The organism is Nocardia sp. NPDC052254, assembly GCF_040679495.1.
Lineage (GTDB): Bacteria > Actinomycetota > Actinomycetes > Mycobacteriales > Mycobacteriaceae > Nocardia.
This window is the reverse complement of the sequence record NZ_JBFAUW010000003.1, coordinates 378,508-397,829: the sequence shown is the minus strand read 5'-3', so window position 1 is coordinate 397,829 and position 19,322 is coordinate 378,508. Positions and strand designations below refer to the sequence as shown.

At 68.6% G+C, this 19,322-nt stretch carries 19 protein-coding genes; 14 read left to right on the top strand and 5 right to left on the bottom strand.

The annotated features are described in order from the left end of the window. Positions 1-478 precede the first annotated feature (478 nt). Together AB0L57_RS10485 and AB0L57_RS10480 are read left to right on the top strand one after the other, a co-directional pair. Positions 479-847, top strand: a complete 369-nt coding sequence (locus tag AB0L57_RS10485; protein WP_364959807.1) for a hypothetical protein — start codon at positions 479-481, stop codon at positions 845-847. Positions 848-884: 37 nt separating this feature from the next. After that, positions 885-1,559, top strand: a complete 675-nt coding sequence (locus tag AB0L57_RS10480; protein WP_364959805.1) for an AraC family transcriptional regulator — start codon at positions 885-887, stop codon at positions 1,557-1,559. Here AB0L57_RS10480 and AB0L57_RS10475 read toward each other — a convergent pair. Then, positions 1,538-2,191, bottom strand: a complete 654-nt coding sequence (locus AB0L57_RS10475; protein ID WP_364959803.1) for a class I SAM-dependent methyltransferase — start codon at positions 2,189-2,191, stop codon at positions 1,538-1,540. The genes AB0L57_RS10480 and AB0L57_RS10475 overlap by 22 nt on opposite strands. Positions 2,192-2,364: 173 nt before the next feature. Here AB0L57_RS10475 and AB0L57_RS10470 point away from each other — a divergent pair, with 173 nt between their 5' ends. Beyond that, complete coding sequence (locus AB0L57_RS10470) at positions 2,365-3,180, top strand: acyl-CoA thioesterase domain-containing protein (RefSeq protein WP_364959801.1); 816 nt, start codon at positions 2,365-2,367, stop codon at positions 3,178-3,180. A 9-nt stretch (positions 3,181-3,189) separates the two neighbouring features. On the opposite strand, the gene AB0L57_RS10465 is transcribed toward AB0L57_RS10470, so the two are convergent. Beyond that, complete coding sequence (locus tag AB0L57_RS10465) at positions 3,190-4,674, bottom strand: MFS transporter (RefSeq protein ID WP_364959800.1); 1,485 nt, start codon at positions 4,672-4,674, stop codon at positions 3,190-3,192. Positions 4,675-4,822: 148 nt separating this feature from the next. Between AB0L57_RS10465 and AB0L57_RS10460 the strand changes: the two genes are divergently transcribed. The 6 genes from AB0L57_RS10460 (at position 4,823) to AB0L57_RS10435 (ending at position 12,279) form a co-directional block, all read left to right on the top strand. After that, positions 4,823-5,077, top strand: coding sequence for a TOBE domain-containing protein (locus AB0L57_RS10460; protein ID WP_364959798.1), 255 nt, complete (start codon positions 4,823-4,825; stop codon positions 5,075-5,077). Positions 5,078-5,147: 70 nt separating this feature from the next. Beyond that, the gene (gene mftF / locus AB0L57_RS10455; protein ID WP_364959797.1) at positions 5,148-6,482 is read left to right on the top strand and encodes a mycofactocin biosynthesis glycosyltransferase MftF; all 1,335 of its coding nucleotides are present in this window, start codon (positions 5,148-5,150) and stop codon (positions 6,480-6,482) included. Continuing rightward, positions 6,469-7,143, top strand: coding sequence for a mycofactocin biosynthesis peptidyl-dipeptidase MftE (gene mftE, locus AB0L57_RS10450; protein ID WP_364959795.1), 675 nt, complete (start codon positions 6,469-6,471; stop codon positions 7,141-7,143). Before mftF ends, mftE begins: the two co-directional genes overlap by 14 nt. Before the next feature lie 84 nt (positions 7,144-7,227). Further along, positions 7,228-11,379: a TIR domain-containing protein gene (locus AB0L57_RS10445; RefSeq protein WP_364959794.1), complete on the top strand. Its 4,152-nt coding sequence runs from the start codon at positions 7,228-7,230 to the stop codon at positions 11,377-11,379. Between the two features lie 39 nt (positions 11,380-11,418). After that, complete coding sequence (locus tag AB0L57_RS10440) at positions 11,419-11,664, top strand: winged helix-turn-helix transcriptional regulator (protein WP_364959792.1); 246 nt, start codon at positions 11,419-11,421, stop codon at positions 11,662-11,664. A gap of 162 nt (positions 11,665-11,826) precedes the next feature. Further along, the gene (locus AB0L57_RS10435; RefSeq protein ID WP_364959790.1) at positions 11,827-12,279 is read left to right on the top strand and encodes a hypothetical protein; all 453 of its coding nucleotides are present in this window, start codon (positions 11,827-11,829) and stop codon (positions 12,277-12,279) included. A 48-nt stretch (positions 12,280-12,327) separates the two neighbouring features. On the opposite strand, the gene AB0L57_RS10430 is transcribed toward AB0L57_RS10435, so the two are convergent. Then, entirely contained in the window at positions 12,328-13,035 is a 708-nt protein-coding gene (locus tag AB0L57_RS10430; protein ID WP_364959788.1) for a helix-turn-helix domain-containing protein, read from the bottom strand. Between the two features lie 165 nt (positions 13,036-13,200). On the opposite strand from AB0L57_RS10430, the gene AB0L57_RS10425 reads away from it, so the two are divergent. The 5 genes from AB0L57_RS10425 to AB0L57_RS10405 all read left to right on the top strand — a co-directional run bounded on the left by AB0L57_RS10425 (position 13,201) and on the right by AB0L57_RS10405 (position 16,856). After that, positions 13,201-13,632, top strand: a complete 432-nt coding sequence (locus AB0L57_RS10425; RefSeq protein WP_364959786.1) for an SRPBCC family protein — start codon at positions 13,201-13,203, stop codon at positions 13,630-13,632. Between the two features lie 147 nt (positions 13,633-13,779). After that, positions 13,780-14,181, top strand: coding sequence for a TOBE domain-containing protein (locus AB0L57_RS10420; protein ID WP_364959784.1), 402 nt, complete (start codon positions 13,780-13,782; stop codon positions 14,179-14,181). A gap of 5 nt (positions 14,182-14,186) precedes the next feature. Further along, a complete protein-coding gene (gene modA / locus AB0L57_RS10415; RefSeq protein ID WP_364959783.1) occupies positions 14,187-14,972 on the top strand; it encodes a molybdate ABC transporter substrate-binding protein in 786 nt (261 codons plus the stop codon). Between the two features lie 22 nt (positions 14,973-14,994). Next, complete coding sequence (gene modB / locus AB0L57_RS10410) at positions 14,995-15,810, top strand: molybdate ABC transporter permease subunit (RefSeq protein ID WP_364959781.1); 816 nt, start codon at positions 14,995-14,997, stop codon at positions 15,808-15,810. Next, the gene (locus tag AB0L57_RS10405) at positions 15,807-16,856 is read left to right on the top strand and encodes an ABC transporter ATP-binding protein (protein ID WP_364959779.1); all 1,050 of its coding nucleotides are present in this window, start codon (positions 15,807-15,809) and stop codon (positions 16,854-16,856) included. The genes modB and AB0L57_RS10405 overlap by 4 nt, the downstream gene beginning before the upstream one ends. Before the next feature lie 16 nt (positions 16,857-16,872). Here the strand turns inward: AB0L57_RS10405 and AB0L57_RS10400 are convergent, their stop codons facing one another. Next, entirely contained in the window at positions 16,873-18,102 is a 1,230-nt protein-coding gene (locus AB0L57_RS10400) for a cytochrome P450 (RefSeq protein ID WP_364959777.1), read from the bottom strand. A 543-nt stretch (positions 18,103-18,645) separates the two neighbouring features. Next, complete coding sequence (locus AB0L57_RS10395) at positions 18,646-19,200, bottom strand: lipoprotein LpqH (protein ID WP_364959775.1); 555 nt, start codon at positions 19,198-19,200, stop codon at positions 18,646-18,648. Positions 19,201-19,322 lie beyond the last annotated feature (122 nt).

The window sequence follows — 19,322 nt, the reverse complement described above, 5'->3', positions numbered from 1 at the left end:
CCGAGCCGGCGACGGTACTCCACAAATCCGCACACCACTGACACAACCGGCCGCCCGCGTTCCGGTATTCCCGCGCCGCCGCATTTGCTCCCACGGCACCGAGTGGGCCGTCCGCTCGCCACGCCATTCGTGACACATCCGCAACCACATCGTTGTGCCACTCATTTGCTGTAACACCGAGCATGGCGGCGACGATCATCCCACCATCCGCCCAACCATCGATTCCGTTCGAAATCTATTGAAATTCACCCTCTTTCGCCGTATTCGGCGCGAACAAAGAGGTTTGCAGTCACCGGCGGAGCTGACTAACATAGTTGCTGAGCGATTACCACGGCGTTATTCGTATTCGTTCAGGCGGGCGCGATCGCGTATTTTTCCCGTCTTGTCGTGGGTGGTGCTCGGGGGTTGTTCGCACGGATATGACGGTTGAGCGCGTGGTGCGGCAGGTCGTACCCGCGCCGTGAGGGTGAGGAGAACGGTGAGCGGCGAACTGATCACGGCAACTCCGGCGGCCGACGTGCTGGTGGAGGAGATCATCGATCGTTACGGGTCGATCGCGCAGTTCTGCGATGTCCTGCGCCGAGATCTGGACGATCCGACCGTCGAACTGCCGTGCATCCCCGTCGTTTCCCGCCCCGGACAGATGCGCACCGCACCGCCACCGCCGAACCGAACCGCGGGCACTGCGGTACCACCACCGGCGCGCACCGCGCCGGCGCCTCCCGACTTCCCGGTGCCCCCCACCGTGGCGCCACCTCCCGCCGCCGCGGCCGTACCCGAGGCCGAGGCCGAGGCGCACCGGCGGCGGGGATTCTGGCGCCGGTTCCTCGACCGCTGGCGCTCCTGACCGGCACCGTCGCATCGCTTCCGGCAGGATCGATGCGGTGAACCCGCAATTCGCCATCGGTACCGGGTACGCGGCGTATCGGGGTCCGGTGTCCGACAGTGGAATCCACCGGCACGCCGCATTCCAGATCGCCATGGCCGCGGACGGGGTCGAGATGATGGACGCGGCCGGAACCCGGCACCGATCGACGGTGCTGCTGGTTCCGCCCGCGCACCACCACCGCATCCGCGCCACCACCTGGCTCGCGATCTACTTCGTCGAACCGCAGTGCGTCTTCGCCGATCGGCTGCGGGCCCGATGCGGTGCCGGCATCACCGTGGCGCCCGAATTACGGGACGTGGACGAGGACGAGATCCGGGCCGGGACGACTCCGTCCAGCGAGCTCGACCCCCGGCTGCAGCTCGCGATGGATCTGATGCGGGACAACGGGTTTCCGATGCCGGAGCTGGCGGCGGCGGTCGGGTTGTCCCCGCAGCGGCTGCGCGCGCTGGCCCGGGCCCAGGCCGGTATGCCATTGACGCGATGGCGGGTGTGGGCCCGATTGCGCCGGGCGGCGCGCGCACTGCGATCGGGCAGTTCGGTGGCCGATGCCGCCATCGTGGCCGGCTTCGCCGATCAGGCCCATTTCACCCGGCAACTGCGCGAGATGATGGGGATGACGCCGACGCAGATTCTGCCGATCCTGTGCCCTCAGTCCCGCCGCGCGACATAGATCGAGACGGACCCGGTGATCGTGGACACCACCTCGGCCTCGCGTACGTCACGAAATCCGCCGGCGCACATCAACTCCGCGACGATGCCGTCGGCATTCGGCTGGGTGTCGGCCTTACCATCGGCGAACTGCACGATCCGGAACGCCGAACGCATCGCCGGCGTCCGCTGCGCCCCGTAGTCGGCGATCACCAGCCGGCCACCGGGACGCAACACCTCGTGCATCGAGGCGAGTATCGCCCGCTTCACCTCGAGCGGGCACTGATGCAGCACCAGGCTCGACAAGACGGTATCGACCGTTCCCGGACCGGACACCTCCGTCAGCCGGGTTCCCATCCCCTCGCACCATCGCACCGCCGCACCCGCGGCATCGCCCTTGCGGCGGGCCACGGCCAGCACGGCCGGGTCCGGGTCCACGCCGATGATGTCCGCCGCCGGCTGCACCCGGGCCACCAGCAGGGCCGACGAGCCGGTACCGCACCCCACATCGAGGATCACCTCACCGGGCCGCGGCGCCACGTACATCACCGCCAGCGCCCGCCACAGGCGCTCCCGGGTCAGCGCGACCACGGAATCGTAGAAGCGAACGGGTGCGAATCGTCCCAGAGCGGGAGTGAAGGTGTGGTCGGTCATCTCGTCAGTCTCGACCGCCGCCGGTGCGCGGTCTTGAACGAATCGCTCGCCCCGACGACCACGGCGGCGGATGCCCGGCGGACCCCGGAGATGACCACGAATCCGCCGCGGTCGATGATCATCGGAGATGTCCGGCGCACCGGCGGGCCGGACGAGGAAGGAGTCCCGCACCCATGAGCAGTGCGTTCTTCCGCGTGAAGCACGGGGATACCGAGGAACTGCATCCCGAATCCCGCGCGGGCAGCGGCTGGGGTGCCGATCAGATGCGCGGTCCCGCGGTGAGCGCGGCCCTGGCACGCGAGGCCGAGCGGACCCTGGCGATGCTGGGCCGATCGGATCTGCAGCCGGTGCGATGGACATTGGACCTGTTCCGCGCGGTGCGGATGCGCCCCTCGGTCACCTCGGCGACGGTGGTGCGATCCGGGCCACGGCTGTGTCTCATCGACGCGGTCCTGAGCCAGGACGGCGAGCCGCGCGCCCGCGCGACCGTGCTGTTCCTGCGCCCGAGTGAGGCGGCGCCCGGCCACGTCTGGTCCGGTGGTACCAGCCCGGCGGCACCGCCGGAAGGTCTGGTGCCGGTCGGGGACCCGGAACGGCTGTACTTCACCGAAGCCGACGGCTGGGGCGAGTGGAGCGACGCCTTCCGCGACAGTGCGCGAAAACGTATCTGGCACCTTCCGGTTCCCGCCGTGGACGGCGAGGATCCGACCCCGTTCCAGGTGGCGGCGTCGGTGGCCGATGTGACGAATATGGTGTCGAATCTCGGCAGTGCGGGACTGGAGTACATCAACGCCGATGTGACGATGGCCCTCTCGCGGCCGCCGGAGGCACTCGAGGTCGGGCTCGCACTGACCGAGCGCACCGAGCACGCGGGCATCTCGGTCGGCACCGCGGTGCTGTTCGACCGGCAGGGCGCGCTCGGCACGGCCACCGTCTCCGCGCTCGCCAATGCGCAGCGCGCGGTGCGGATCGCACGTGGAGCGGAGTAGCTGACCGCCTCACGCCCCGGCCACCCCCTGCGCGTCGGCTCGCCCAGCTGTGGACACCGGCTCGCTCTCGCCCCGTGAGTTCGCGGTGCGGCAGGCGATCAGCGCCGCGACCAGGGCCAGCGCACCGGCCACGAACAACGCGATGCGGAAGCCGGAGGTCATCGCCGCCACCGGATCGTCGCCCTGTGTCAGCCGGGAGTTCGTGTGTGAGGTCGCGACCGCGGTGAGCACGGCCAGGCCGATGGCGCCGCCGAGTTGCTGAGCGGTGTTGAGCAGCGCGGCGGCCAGCCCCGCCTGCGCACTCGGCACTCCGGCGTTGGCGGCAGTCGTGTTGGCGACGAACACCGCACCCATCCCGACAGACATGATCAGCAGACCGGGCAGCAGGTCGTGCAGATAACTGCCGTGCACGGGCAGCCGGGACAGCAGTATGACGCCGAGACCGCCGACCGCCGCGCCGCCGACGATCACCGGGCGAGTTCCGATGCGGGGGAAGACCTTGGCGAACAGGCCCGCCGCGGCGCCGATGGCCAGACTGACCGGCAGCGAGGCCGCTCCCGCCCCGAATTCGCTGTAGCCGAGGACATTCTGCATGTACAGCGTGACGAAGAAGAACATCGCGATCATGCCCGCGGCCACGGTCATCTGGGTGAGATCGGCGGCGGCCAGACCACGGATCCGGAAGATGGACAGGGGCATCAGCGGATTCGCGGTGAGCCGCTCGTTGAGAACGAACCCGATCAGCAACAGGGCCGCCAGCGTCAGCTCCACGATCGTGCCCGCACTCGACCAGCCGTGTGCGGGCGCCCGAACCAGCCCGTACACCAGCAACATCAGCCCGCCGGTGGCCGACGCGGTGCCGAGCAGGTCGAATCCGCCGCGCACCTCGTTGCGCCGATCATCGGGCAGCAGTGCGGGAATCGCGACCAGCGCCAGCAGACACACCGGCGTGTTGACGTAGAACACCCAGCGCCATCCCGGCCCCTGCGTCAGTACGCCCCCGAGGAAGACCCCCGCGGCCGAGGCCAATCCGGCCGCACCACCCCACGCGCTCATGGCGGTATTGCGCTCGGGCCCCTCCCGGAAACTCGTGGTGAGCGTGGACAGCGCGGCCGGCAGCATCAGCGCGGCCCCGACGCCCTGCGCCACCCGCGCGCCGATGAGCAACCCGGCGGTATCGGCGAGTCCCCCCACCGCCGAGGCGATCCCGACGATCGCGGTGCCGGTCAGCAGGACACGCCGCCGCCCCAGCAGATCGGCCAGCCTGCCGCCGAGCAGCATCAGCCCGCCGTAGGTCACCAGATAGCCGCTGGTGATCCACTGCAGCGTCGACATCGGCACATCGAGTTCGCGCTGGATCGTCGCCAGGGCGATATTCACGATCGAGCCGTCGGCGAAGTCGAGAAACGCGACCGTGCACAACAGCGCGAGTACGAGCTTGCCTCGGCGCGTGCCGAGAAACGACGGCGTCCCCGCCACCACGGATGTATCCACCGAACCGCCCTCTCCGGGATGGACGCCGGATGCGCCCGCTCCCCTCCAGAGGCCGCTCGCCCGGAGAACGTGACAGCGTGAGATATGGATCACAGCTCTCGGTCGCGTCGACCGGCCGACGCACGACTCCCGGAGGTATGTTCGCCGCATGCGCCTGAGCACCAGGAATCAACTCGACGGAACCGTCGTCTCGGTGACCCGCGGCGAGGCCATGGCCGTGGTCCGGGTCCGGTTGACCGGTGGGGACGAGATCACGTCGTCGATCACCCGGGATGCGGTGGAGGACCTTGCGCTGGCCGAGGGGTCGGTGGTCAAGGTGCTGATCAAATCGACCGAGGTCACGCTCGGCATCGAAGAGGACCGAGCGCCCCGCACGCGAAGGGCGAGTGATCGCGCGCAGTAGCGTGGTCGGTGTCCGCCGAGGCGCGGGCCGGGATCGGTGGTGGCGCCTCTTCGCCGATGGAGGGTGTGCCGTGACGACGCTGCGACCGGATGCGCGCCTGCGGCTGTCCCACGACGGCCGTGTGCTCATCGGTGGTTCGCCGATGCGGATGCTGCGCCTGTCCCCCGCCGGAGCGCGCAAGGTACGGGCCTGGCTGGCCGGTGAACCGGTCGGCGCGGAACCGTCGGCGCGGGCGCTGGCCCAGCGGATACTCGCCGCCGGAATCGCCCATCCGGTGACCGTGGCCGGTCACTTCACCAGCGGCGATGTCACCGTGGTCGTGCCGGTGAAGGACAACCCGGCCGGACTCGCGCGGCTACTCGCGGCGATCGGCGAGGTGAGGGCCCGGATCGTGGTGGACGACGGATCGGCCCGACCAGTGCCGAGCGCGCTGCGGCACGAGAACGCGCGCGGTCCGGCGGCCGCACGCAACACCGGTTCACGCGTGGTCGAAACGGAGCTCATCGCCTTCCTGGACTCCGATGTCATTCCCGATCCCGGCTGGCTCGACACCGTACTTCCGTTGTTCGAGGACCCCGCGATCGCCGCCGTCGCACCCCGGGTACGGACGCTGGCGCGCGGACCGCTCGGGCGATACGAGACCCACCGGTCGAGTCTGGACATGGGCCCCGATCCGGCGGTGGTGCGGCCGGGTGGGCGGATCTCCTACGTTCCCACCGCGGCACTGGTGATCCGGCGGCAGGTGCTGACCGAGTTGGGCGGATTCGACGAAACTCTGCGCTACGGCGAGGACGTCGATCTGATCTGGCGGCTGGTCGCGGCCGGTCACCTGGTGCGCTACCAACCCGAATCGGTGGTCCGGCACGAACCGCGAGCGACCGTGCGGGACTGGCTTTCTCAGCGCTACGCCTACGGCTGCTCGGCGGCGGAACTGGCACGCCGGCATCCCGGGCAGTTGTACTGCGCGCGCCTGCCCTGGCCGAGCGCGCTCCGCTGGCTGGCACTGGCCGTGGGCCGTCCACTTGCCGCACTGCCGACGCTCGTCGAGCCGTTCCGGCGAGCGCGCGAACTGCGCGCACACGGCCTGCCACTGTCCACCGCGGCCGCGGTGATCGGCGATCGCGAGGTGTCGACGGCGCGGCAGCTGGGCGATGCGCTACGCCGGATCTGGTGGCCCGCGGCGCTTCTCACCCGGCGCGGGCGGCGGATACTGGTCGCGGCCTACCTGCTCGTCGCGGTCGACGCGGCCGTACGTGGGCGCGATCCGCGGGCCGCACCGCTGCGGATCGCCGACGATCTGGCCTACGGTTGCGGGGTGTGGTCGGCGAGTCTGCGATCACGGCGAGCAGAACCTCTGCTACCACAACTGATCTGGAACAGCGGGAAATCCGATGCGCCTGGCTGACCTGACCGCCGCCGACCTCGACACCGCACCACTGCTGGCGATCCCGCTGGGCGCGACCGAACAACACGGCCCGCATCTACCACTGGGCACCGACACCACCGTGGCGGTGGAACTGTGCCGCCGCCTGGCCGCCGAACGACCCGATATCGTTGTGGCCCCGGCCATCCCGTACGGATCCAGCGGCGAACACGCGGGATTCTCCGGGACCCTGTCCATCGGCCGCGCGGCACTGGAACTCGTCATCCTCGAATTGGTCCGGTCCGCGGACGAATTCGCCGGAGTCGTGCTGGTCAACGGACACGGCGGCAACCTCGAGCCGCTACGGGCCGCGCGGCAGCGCCTGGCCACCGAGGGCCGCGACCCACTGCTGTGGTCGCCGACCGGCCCCGCCGACGACACGCACGCCGGGCACGGCGAGACCTCGGTCATGCTGGAACTGCACCCCGACCGGGTCGCGATGGACCGCGCCGAACCGGGCAACATCCGGCCCCTGCGAGAACTGATGCCGCAGTTGCGAACCGGCGGCGTGCGAGCCGTGAGCCGCAATGGCGTCCTGGGCGACCCGAGCGCCGCCTCGGCATCCGACGGAGCCCGGATACTCGACCGATGGGCCACCGCGTTGATTGCCGCCGTCGGGGAGAGGTTCCCCGAAAAGCGCTGAGCGGCAGTCGATCGCCCCAGGTCATGGTCGGCGGATGGGCGTAAAATCTCGCGTCGTGGGTCGATTCGGGAGGGGGCCGATCTCGTGACACGGGTGTTCATCAGTCACTCCGGCCGAGACAATGCGTGGGCCGTCGCGGTGAAGCAGTGGCTCGTCGAGCAACAACCGGACCTGGCTCAGGAGATCTTCCTGGATATCGATCCTCGGACCGGCATCCACTCCGGGCAACGCTGGAAGGATGCCCTGCGCGCGGCCAAAGAACGCTGCGAAGCGGTGGTCTGCCTGGTATCGCGGAACTGGCTGGGCTCGAAGGAGTGCGAGGCCGAGTACCGTGCTGCGGAGTACTTCGGCAAGCGCATCTACTGTGCCCGGATCGAACCGTTGGACGGCCTGACCGACATCACCCGTGAGTGGCAACGCTGCGATCTGTACGGCAACGGCCCGTATACCGAGGTCCGCATCGACGCCCGGCCCGAGCCGATCGCACTACGGACCGCTGGGCTACAGCAGCTGCTGACCGGATTGCGTTCCGCGGGCATCGGCACCGATCACTTCCCGTGGCCCCCGCCCGATGATCCCGATCGGGCGCCCTATCGCGGCTGGGAACCGTTCGAACCTGTTGATGCGGCAGTCTTTTTCGGGCGTGACGGGCAGGTCCTGCGAGCCATGGACACGCTGCGAGCGATGCGTACCGACGGCACGCGGCCGCTGTTCGTCGTAGTGGGCGCTTCGGGCACCGGCAAGTCGTCATTTCTGCGAGCCGGGCTGATTCCGCGACTGACACGCGATGACCGGCATTTCGCGGTCCTGGACATTCTGCGACCGGAACGACACGCTCTGACCGGCGTCCACGGCCTGGCGGCGGTGGTCTACGCGACTCGTCGGCGGGTGGGTCTCCCGGCTCCGGATCTCGGTGACGTCAAAACAGCACTTACCGAACAGGACACCGCCGCGCTGCGGCAATGGCTGATCGAAATCCAGCAGGCCGCACGGCATCGTCTCGGCGATCCGAGTATCGAGGCCCCTACGCTGGTCCTCCCGATCGATCAGGCCGAGGAGTTGCTGTCCACCGACGCCGGCACCGAGGGGACGTGGATGCTGGACCTCCTGGCGGGTCTGCTGACCGCGCCGGTCGGTGAGCGACCATCACTGATCGTCGCGGCGACCATCCGCACCGACCGCTACGAACGCCTGCAATCGACCCAGCAGCTGGCCGATGTCGCGACGGTGGTGTTCGACGATCTCAAACCGATGCCACGCAACCGGTTCCGTGACATCATCACCGGTCCGGCGGGCCGCAGTCTCCGGCACCTCGAGGTCGAGCCCGACCTGGTCGACCAGCTACTGGCCGATTGCGGCGACGGTGCAGACGCCTTGCCGCTGCTGTCGCTGACACTCGCCACACTCCATCGCGATTACGGTGCGAGTGGCACACTCACCCGGGCCCAGTACACCAAGCGCCGCGGAATCGGCACGGTTGTGGCGACCGAGATGGACGCCGTGCTGTCCCACGATCCGAGGGTTCGCGAACACGAACTCGCGCTGTTGCGGTCAGCGTTCATCCCCTTGCTGGCCACAGTCGCATCCGACAATGATCAGCCGCTGCGCCGTATCGCCCGATGGCGGGATCTGCCCGCCGGGGCCCGCCCGTTGATCGACCGGTTCGTCGACCGCCGCTTGCTGGTCAAGGACCACCGATCCACCGGCGACGACAGCGGCGAGACCGTTGTCGAGGTCGCGCTGGAAAGCTTACTGCGGCAATGGGATGACCTCGCCGGGTGGCTACGCGAGGAAGCCGAGGATCTGCGCACCGCCGATAACCTCGAACGTTCCGCCGATGACTGGCACCGCAACGATCGGAGCGCCGCCTGGCTGCTGAACGGTGCACGGCTCATCGCCGCCGAAAACCTTGCCGACCGCCCCGGCTATCGCGAACGTCTCGCCACCACTCGGAATTACCTGGCCGCGTCTCGGGAAGGCGAAGACGCGCGTCACGCGGACGAGTTGCGCCGAGCCCGAGCGCACGCCGACTCGCTGCGCCGACGGGCCCGAATCCTCGTCGCACTCGCCACCGTTGCGATCCTCGTGGCGATCACCGCGGGCGTCTACTATTTGCGCGCCGACACCGCCGAACACCGCGCCAGCGACCTCGCCGATGCGAGCATCGCCGCTCGCCTGGCTCGAGATGCCCAGCAGCGACTTTCCAGTGGCCGCGACCAGCGCCGCAGTATTCTGGAAATACTTGCCGCACATGCACTTTCATCAGATAACACCGCCACCGCCCTGCTCGCCGCGCAACTTCGGACACAGAACATCACCAAGATCCTCAATGTCCGCTCGACGAATTTCGCGGGAGACGCGGTCAGTCCGGACGGACGCTGGATCGTCACATGCGACGGCGCGAAGGCGGTGTGGGTGTGGGATACGACCTCCGACACCGGACCGAAGATCCTGCCCGACACCGGTTCCGCGTCGGTCGACGCGGTGGCGGTCAGTCCGGACGGACGCTGGGTTGCCACCGGCGACGACACCGGCGCGATACGAATATGGGACACGACCACCGACAACGGACCGAAACTACTGCCCAACACCGGTTCCGGGCCGATAAATGTGCTGGCGATCCGGCAGGACGGACGCCGGATCGCCACCGGTGGCATTGCGGGCGCGGTCGAGATGCGTGATACGACCTCCGACACCGGACCGAAGATCCAGCCCGACACGGGTTACCGAAGAATTTCGGCCATGGCGGTCAGTCCGGACGGACGCTGGACGGTCACCGGCGACGACACCGGCGCGATACGAGTATGGGATACGACCTCCGACGCCGGGCCGAAACCACTGCCCGGCACCGGTTCGACGCCGGTCAACGTGGTGGCGATCAGTCCGGACGGACGCCGGATCGTCATCGGTGAACGTCCGGGCACGGTGCGGGTGTGGGACACGGTCTCCGGTGGTGGACCACGGACTCTGCCCGAGACAGATCACCGGAGGATTGGGGCACTGGCAGTCAGTCCGGACGCGCGCTGGCTGGCCACCGGCGACGACACCGGCGCGGTACAGATTTGGGACATGGCCTCCGATGCCGGACCGAAACCACTGCCCGGCACCGGTTCCGCCTCGGCCGACGCGGTGGCGGTCGGTCCCGACGGACGCTGGGTCGCCGCCGGCGACGAGACAGGCGCGATACGACTGTGGGACACGACCTCCGACACCGGACCGAAACTCCTGCCCGATATGGGTTCCCAGTCGGTGGGCCTGGTGGCCGTCCGTGCGGACGGGCGCCGGGTCGTCACCCGTGACACCGCCGGTGTGGAACGGGTGTGGGATTCGACCGCGACCGTCACCGAACAGAACCGATTTCCGAGCTTTCGGGACAATCGACTCGCAACGGCGGTCACTCCGGACGGACGCTGGACAGTCACCGGCGACGGCGCGGGCACGGTAGAGATCTGGGATACGGCCTCCGGTGCCGGACCGCGGAGTCTGCCCGCTCCGGGTGACAAGGACATTGTGACTGTGGCAGTCACTCCGGACGGGCGCTGGGTCGCCGCCGGCGACCTCTCGGGCGGCGTACGGGTCTGGGACACGACCTCCGACACCGGACCGAAACTCCTGCTCGACACCAGTTCCGGGCCGGTCGCCCTGCTGGCGATCAGCCTGGACGGACGCCGGGTCGTCGCCGACGACACGGCCGCGATGCGCGTGTGGGACACCACCTCCGACACCGGACCGAAGCTTCTGTCCGACAGCGGTTCCGAGTTGAACAACGCCGTGGCGGTCAGCCCCGACGGCCGCTGGATAGCCACCGGCGACCTCGCGGGCGCCGTCCGGGTCTGGGACACGACCTCCGACACCGGACCGCGAGCTCTACCCGACAGCGGTTCCGAAATGATCAACGCGGTGGCGCTCAGCCCCGACGGCCGCTGGATAGCCACCGGCAATCTCACAGGTGCGGTGAGGGTCTGGAGCACCGGCGCGAACCAGAGCGGGGTCGCTCTGTACGAGCAGACCGTGAACGGCCTCCGTGACATGGCGTTCGATCCCGGAATGAGGTCGATCGATGTCCTCACCAAAGATGGCGGGTTCGCCGCTCTTCCTTTTCCTGTCCTCGACCCGAAGCAGTTGTGTTCCAAGCTGACAACGACGATGAGCAAAGCCGAATGGGACGAATGGGTGACACCGAGCCGGTCTCCCGCCCAGCTGTGCGACGGCCTGAATCCGCCTCCGAGTAGGTAGGATCACACCGAAATATGGCCCTCGGTACAAGAATTCGCGATGCTCTCGCTCCCAGCAGAGCCGCGGCCACGCACGCTGCGGCACCCACGATCCACACCGGGGTGTAGGAGCCGTCGAGGTCGCGGATCAGGCCGCCGATCAGTCCCATCACCCCGGGTCGAGTACTCGCTCACGCCCACCGGCGCCGCACTGCGGGATTTCGTCGCCGAGTTGGACCGCTGGGGCGATGCCTACATCCGCGGCATCGAGAGCCGAGCCGTCGGCGCGACGGCGATCGACCACTGACGGCACTCCCGCCGATCAGGGCGGGAACCCGCTGACGCGCGACCACGCGATGACGATCACGACCTCTCTTCGAGACCGCGTCCACCTCCGAGCCGGATGACATGGTGTGGCGGCACGCGTAGAGTCCGGGCTCGCTGTCCGAAGACATGGGAGGGGCTGGCAATGGTTCGATCGGGACTGATGCGCACCGTGGGAAACATCGCCGTGAGTGTGGCCGGGATCCTGGCGATGGTGGGTGCCACCACCGGATGCGGATCGGCGGATCCGGCGCCCGCACAGCCGCCACAACTCAACGCCCACTGCGACGACCATGGTGCCACCGCGCGAGTGTCCGGCGGCCGCACCGTGTATTGCGCCCAGGTGCAGGGCACCGGCACCTATGTCTGGGCCTACACCCGCGGTCCGCTCGCGCACGACCCCAATGCCCGCAAATACACCTGCGACGACAAGGGGTGCACCAATCCCGACGGCAGCACCGTTCCGGACTATCAGCGCTGCGGACTTCTGTGCGGTGAACCGCCGACCAGCGGAGACGTCCAGAGCGGATTCGCGGACTGCTTCACTGCGGGCACACCGTTCGAGGAGTGCGAGCGCCGGCTGCAGACCGGTCGCTGAGATCGGCCGTCGCCGGATCGAACGCCTCGGCTCGTCCGCGGCGGGCCATCAGGACGAATTCGCCTGGCGGCGTTCGATTTCCGCGATGCTCCAGGCACCGATCATCCGGGCCGTCATATCGATGGCCTCCCGTCGTTGCTCGGGCTCCACCTCCAGGGCGGAGGCGCGCAGGACGGCGGAAAAGCCGGTGTTCACCAGCACGAAGGCCATGATGTCGAGTTCGTGGTCGTCGGCGGGACCGAGAATCTGAATCAGCAGGACCTTCACCAGCAGTCGCAGCCGCGGTTCGAATTCGGGAATTCCGCTGTTGTAGAACTGCACCCCGGCGGCCAGCGCGCGAACCAGTTTCGCATTGGCGACGAGTTCGTCGGTGATGGTGGCGAGGATATCGGCGGTGAGCTCCTCGACCGTCTTCTCCGACAGATTCAGGCGCTCGGTGAAGCGCCGCTCGATACTCTCCAGCAGCTGTTCGAGCAGTTCCTCGACCATGACCGTGCGGTCGGAGAAGTAGCGGTAGACGGTGCCGATACTCGTGCCCGCCTCGGCCGCGATCCGGTTGGTGGAGGTGTTCTCGATCCCCCGCTCGCCGAACAGTCGGGCCGCGGTGTCGAGGATGTGCTGGCGAGTCTCCTTGGCACGCTCCTGCATCGGGCGTCGACGCTGACCGACCGCCTTGGACGGCATCGTCCACTCCTGCCTGTTGCCATTGCTGTCACCCACCACCACCCGCCGGCGGTACGCGGATCGGTTGACCATCCTAGAACTCCGGACGCGCGGCCATCGACCGTTCGGCGTCGCATGGGCACGAATTGGCCGAGTCCACAACGCGACGTCACGCACGCTATTACCGTCGCGCACGCTGTCACCTCCGCGTCACCGCCCGCCGTACCTTGTGTCCGGTACCACGGTTAACATCCATCCGTGGCGAAACTGAAGGTCTCGGTCGACGTTCCGGCCGCCCCCGACCAGGCGTGGTCGCATGCGTCGAATCTGCGCGAGCTGGACCGGTGGCTGATCATGCACGAGGCCTGGCGCGGCCGGGTGCCCGACGATCTGACCCCCGGCACCGAACTGGTCGGCGTCGCCACGGTGAAGGGGTTTCGCAACCGGGTGCGCTGGACGGTCCGGACCGCGGAACCCCCACGTCGGCTGGTGCTGAGCGGCGCCGGAATCGGCGGGACCAAGCTGGGTCTGGAAATGCTGGTCACACCGAAAGGTTCGGGTTCGGCGGTCACCGTCGACATCGATCTCGGCGGGCGGCCACTGTTCGGGCCCATCGGATCGGTGGTGGCGCGAGCGCTGAAGGGCGATATCGAACGCTCCCTCGACAAGTTCGTCGAACTGTACTGCTGACGGCCGGTCCGGTCAGCGACTCCCGAGTACGACAACGGGTATACGCCGGGCCCCGGCGTTCTCGGACCGCGAAACGTTCACCGAACCGCCGCTGATTCCGCACCTGACCCGGTTGCGGACCGCACACACGGCAATATGCTTCCCATTGTGACGAATCTGCGGATCAGTGAGGCGGCGGCGCTGCTGGGCGTCAGCGACGACACCGTGCGGCGCTGGATCGACCAGGGCCGACTGCCGGAGGTCCGGCTGGACAACGGCCGCAAGGGGGTGCGCGGGGAGGACCTCGCCCAGATGCTGCGAGAGCAGTACACCGTGGCGGCCGAACCGGGTGCCACGGTCGCCGCGTCGGCCCGCAACCGGTTACGCGGCATCGTGACCCGCGTCGTCAAGGACACGGTGATGGCGCAGGTCGAGATGCAGGCCGGGCCGTTCCGGCTGGTGTCGCTGATCAGCCGGGAGTCGGTGGACGAACTCGGTCTCGAGGTCGGCAGTGTCGCCGTCGCCTCGGTCAAGTCGACCCATGTCGTGGTCGAAATACCAGAAAGTTGACGAGAATGCAGATCTTGCGAGCACTCGGTGTCGCGGCGGCCGTCCTGGCCGTCACCGCGGCAGCGGCCGGATGCGGCTCCGACGATTCGAAGGCCACCTCGGGAACGGGCGAGCTCTCCGGCACCGTCACGGTTTTCGCGGCGGCCTCGCTGACCGAGACCTTCACGAAACTGGGCCACGACTTCGAGGCAGCTCATCCCGGAACCAAGGTGGTCTACAGCTTCGGCGGCAGTTCGGCACTGGCACAACAGATTCAGCAGGGGGCGCCCGCCGATGTCTTCGCCTCCGCCGCACCGTCGAACATGCAGCAGGTCGTCGACACCGGTGATGTCACCGCCCACCCCGAGACGTTCGTGAGCAATCGCCTGGAAATCGCTGTGCCCAAGGGCAATCCGGGCAAGATCGCCGGGCTGGCCGATTTCGGGAAGCCCGAGCCGCGGATCGCGCTGTGTGCCGTGCAGGTGCCGTGTGGGGCGGCCGCCGAGCAGGTGTTCAAGATATCGGGCATCACACCGCAGCCGGATACTCGTGAGCAGGATGTCAAGGCCGCCCTCACCAAGGTGACCCTCGACGAGGTCGACGCGGCACTGGTGTATCGCACCGATGTGCAGGCGGCGGGCGACAAGGTGGAAGGTATCGATTTCCCGGAATCGGGGAAAGTGATCAACACCTATCCGATCGCGCCACTGGCAAAGGCTCCCAATGCCGCCGCGGCCGCCGCCTTCGTCGAGTACATCCACTCCGACCAGGCGAAGAAGGTCTTCGCCGACGCGGGATTCGACACGCCATGAGCCCGTGCGGCGAGGCGACGTGGTGAGAGGCGCGGCGGCGCGGCGGCGGGCGGCGACCGGGCGGCGACCGGTCGTGCTGGTGCTGCCCGCCGTCTGCGCGCTCGCCTTCCTGACGGTTCCGCTGATCGGCCTGCTGGTGCGCGCACCGTGGGCCACGCTGACCGATCGGCTGTTCAGTGCCGAAGTCGGCGTGGCACTGCGCCTCTCACTGGTCTGCGCCACCTGCGCGACGGTGATCTGCCTGCTGCTGGGCATTCCGCTGGCCTGGTTGCTGGCCCGCGCCAGGGTTCCGGGGCAGGCATTGATCCGGGCCCTGGTGACGGTGCCGCTGGTGCTACCACCGGTCGTGGGCGGGGTGGCGTTGCTACTGGTGTTCGGGCGGCGCGGGCTGCTCGGGCGCCACCTCTACGAATGGTTCGGTGTCTCATTGCCGTTCACCACCGCCGGTGTGGTGGTGGCCGAGGCGTTCGTGGCGATGCCCTTCCTGGTCATCTCGGTCGAGGGTGCGCTGCGCGGCGCCGACACCCGATACGAGGAGGCCGCGGCCACCCTCGGCGCCGGCGACTGGTACATCTTCCGCCGGGTCACGCTGCCCGCGATCGCCCCCGGGGTGATCGCGGGCAGCGTGCTGTGCTGGGCGCGCGCCCTCGGCGAGTTCGGCGCGACCATCACCTTCGCCGGTAATTTCCCGGGACGCACCACCACCATGCCGCTGGCGGTCTATCTGGCGCTGGAACAGGATCCGGACGCCGCGATCGTGCTGAGCCTGGTGCTGCTGGTGGTCTCGGTCGCGGTGCTGGTGTCGTTGCGGGAACGCTGGATTCGAGGTGCGGTATGACACTGCGCGCCGCCCTGCAGGTTCGGCGGACGCGATTCCGGCTCGACATCGAGCTCACCGCCGAGCCCGGTGAGGTCGTGGCGCTGCTCGGGCCGAACGGTGCGGGCAAGACCACGGCACTGCGCGCCCTGGCCGGGCTGGTGCCGCTCACCGGCGGGCGGCTCACCGTCGGCGGTGACATCTGGGACGAACCACCGGCGATCTTCGTACCGGCGCAGCGGCGCCGAGTCGGCGTCGTCTTCCAGGATTACCTGCTGTTCCAGCATCTTTCGGCGATGGAGAACATCGCCTTCGGTCTGCGAGCGCGCGGAACGGGCCGCGGTGAGGCCCGCGCCCGGGCCACCGCCTGGCTCGAACGGGTCGGTCTCGGCGAGCACGCCCGCGCCACGCCGCGCGCCCTGTCCGGCGGGCAGGCGCAGCGGGTGGCCCTGGCCCGCGCCCTCGTCACCGAGCCCCAGCTGTTGCTGCTCGACGAACCGCTCGCCGCACTCGATGCCGGCACCCGGCTGCAGGTACGGGCCGACCTCGCCCGGCACCTGCGCGATTACGGCGGCCACACCGTCGTGGTCACCCACGATCCACTCGATGCCATGGTGCTCGCGGACCGGCTGGTCATTCTCGAGAACGGCGAGATCGTCCAGCAGGGCGCACCCACCGAGATCGCCCGCCGGCCGCGCTCGGACTTCGTCGCGGACCTGGTGGGACTCAATCTGTTCCGTGGCAGCGCCGACACCACCGCCGTCGCTCTCGACAGCGGCGGCCGGCTGACCGTCACCGAACCGGGCACCGGCCGGGTCTTCCTCGCCTTTCCGCCGACCGCGGTGAGCCTGTATCGCGATCAACCCACGGGAAGTCCCCGCAACACCTGGCCGGTGACCGTCGCCGGGCTCGAACAGCACGCCAACCTGACCCGCGTCCGGCTCGACGGCACCCCGCCGGTCCTCGCCGACATCACCTCGGCCGCGGTCGCCGAACTCCGGATCGAACCCGGTATGCGCCTGTGGGCCGCGGTCAAGGCCGCCGAGATCCACGTCTATCCGGCGTGAGCGGGCAACCGCGTGACTAGCGCCGCACCGGGTTCAACGGCGGCGCCGGGTGGAAGGCCACCGGAAGGGCGACCAGCGATCGATGGAAAGCGCCCGGCCGCCAATGCAATTCACTCGCGCGCACCTGTAGCTCCGCATCCGGGACGGCGTCGAGCAGCTGATCGACGGCGTCCTGCGCGATCCGATAGGCCGCGGACTGCGCCGGGCACCGATGCCGCCCGGCACCGAAGGCCAGATGTGAGCGATTCCCGCTGCGATCGCCACCGCGCACCTTGGGATCGTCGTTGCACGCGGCCATACTCACCAGCACCGGTTCGTCGGCCGGCAGCCACACCCCTTCCATCAGCATCGGCTGCCGGGGATAACGCGCGCACGCATTGGCCAGCGGCGGATCGTTGAACAGCACCCAGTCCAGCGCATCGCGGGTGGACAGGCTGCCGTCGCGCAGTCCGCCCGAGAACGGTTCGTCGGTCACCAGCAGCAACAGCGCGTTGGCGATCAGATGCACCTGCGGCTCCACCGCGGCCGTGTAGAGCGTGGCGATCTGCTCGATCAGTTCCTCATCGCTGAGCTCCGCGGGATGTCCGATCAGCCGCGAGGTGACGTCGTCACCCGGATCGGCGCGTTTGCGGCGCACATGGTCCTGCAGTGCCGCGACCATCGTCTCGGTCGCGGCCTCCGGGTCCACGGTGTTGTCGAAGCTCTGGGTCGTACCGGCCGCCAGGTGTTCACCGATATCGGGTTCGATACCGAGCATGGTGTCGATCGCGGTGCAGACCAGCGGATAGACGTACTGCCCGATCAGTTCGGCCTCACCGACCGCGCAGAACTCGTTGACCAGCGTTATCGCGATCTCCTCGACCAATGCGTGCATGGCGTGCAGATCGACCCCGCCGAGAGCGTCGGTGCCGGCGGAACGGAAGCGTCGATGGTCGGCGCCCTCGTTGCGCAACGCATTCGGCCGCCAGCCCAGGGTGGACAGGATCGGGCTGTCCCCGGGCACGGTGTCCTGCCAGCGCCGCGGATCGGCGGGAAAATGATCGGCGTCATTGAGAATCTGCACCGCCGTCTCGTAGCCGATCACCAACGTGGCCGGTACATCCGGAGCCAGCTCCACATTCGCGAAGGACGGGTGTCGCCGCCGCATCTCCCGGTAGGTGCTCTGCGAATCGGCCGCGAAGCCCTCGGTGTAGATCGCGGTCCGTTGTCCACCCGATATCGGTTGCAGCGCATGCGGCGTCGTCACAGCGAGAACTCCATAGGTCGAGGTACGTGAAACACACAGCGACATCTCACGACCGGGACTGTCCGGCACCTGTGCCACCCCGCCGACATGTGGAGAACCCGCAAAAGGGCGTCCGGCGCGGGACCGCGGCGGCGCGGCGGAACAAGAACTCCGGCCGACCGTGCAGGCTCACGATGAGGTCGAAAAGGCGAGTACGGTGACTCGCGCTCCCCCCTTGTCGTATGCCAAAACTCTCGTGCAGAAGCTGATTCGGCTCCGATGCCCGATAATAGCGGAGCCGCCCACGACCGCGCAGGAGGACGATCGAAGTACGCACCGTCAGCGACCACTTTCAGGTGCCACTTGTTTGCAGTTCGCCCGTCCGGCGCTTGATGGCGGCCATCGGGCCGCCATCCTGTGAGGCGAAGTCGATCGCTCGCCGTGCGTTCTTCTCGATGGACACGATGGTGTGGCGGACGTACACCGGATCAGTTGCGCGGCAGGCCGATTCTCATCGCCGAGATCCACCGCACCATCGTCTCCTCTCGTATTGCTCCCCCGCGGTCAGCCGTTGACGATCGTCGTGCAGGCGAAGGTGATGGCGAACCTGGCTGTGGCGGGCCCGGCCATCGGGTTCGACATGTCGGGGGCGGAGACACCCTCGCCGGTGATCTTGTAGGTGTTGCCGTCCGCGACCACCGCAGCCGAGCCACCGGGCTGACCGTTGCCGTACCCCACCGCGTACGGCATACCCGACGAGCCGCCCCTGCTGCCCCCGATGGCGACGGCCTGCACGGTCTTGTCGCCGGTCACCGTGGCACTGACGCTCAACTGCCCGTAGGCCGGGTTGTCGGAGTCGATCATCGCCAGCGCGAGGGTGTCGCCCTGCTTCGCACAGGTGGTCTCGAACTTACCGGCCAGGTCCTTCCCGTCCACCGACGCCGCCGACGTACCGGAACCGGCCGGGCTCGCCGGCGCCGCCGAGGTCTGCGCGGTCGCGGAGGTCCCCGCCGCGGGCGTCGTGGTGGTGCCGGAGTCGTCCCCGCAGGCGGCGACCGACAGGACGAGCCCCACGGCGGCGAGCGTGGCGGCGGCTGTGCGAATCTGTTCGACGTTCACGATGTTCATTCCTTCGCTCCGGTGTGCACCGGCCCCGTGATCGGGCCGTCGAGGAGAATGGTGGCCGCCGCGCGGCGCCTACCGATCCCAGGTTTGCGGTGCGGACGCGAATCGGACAGTGG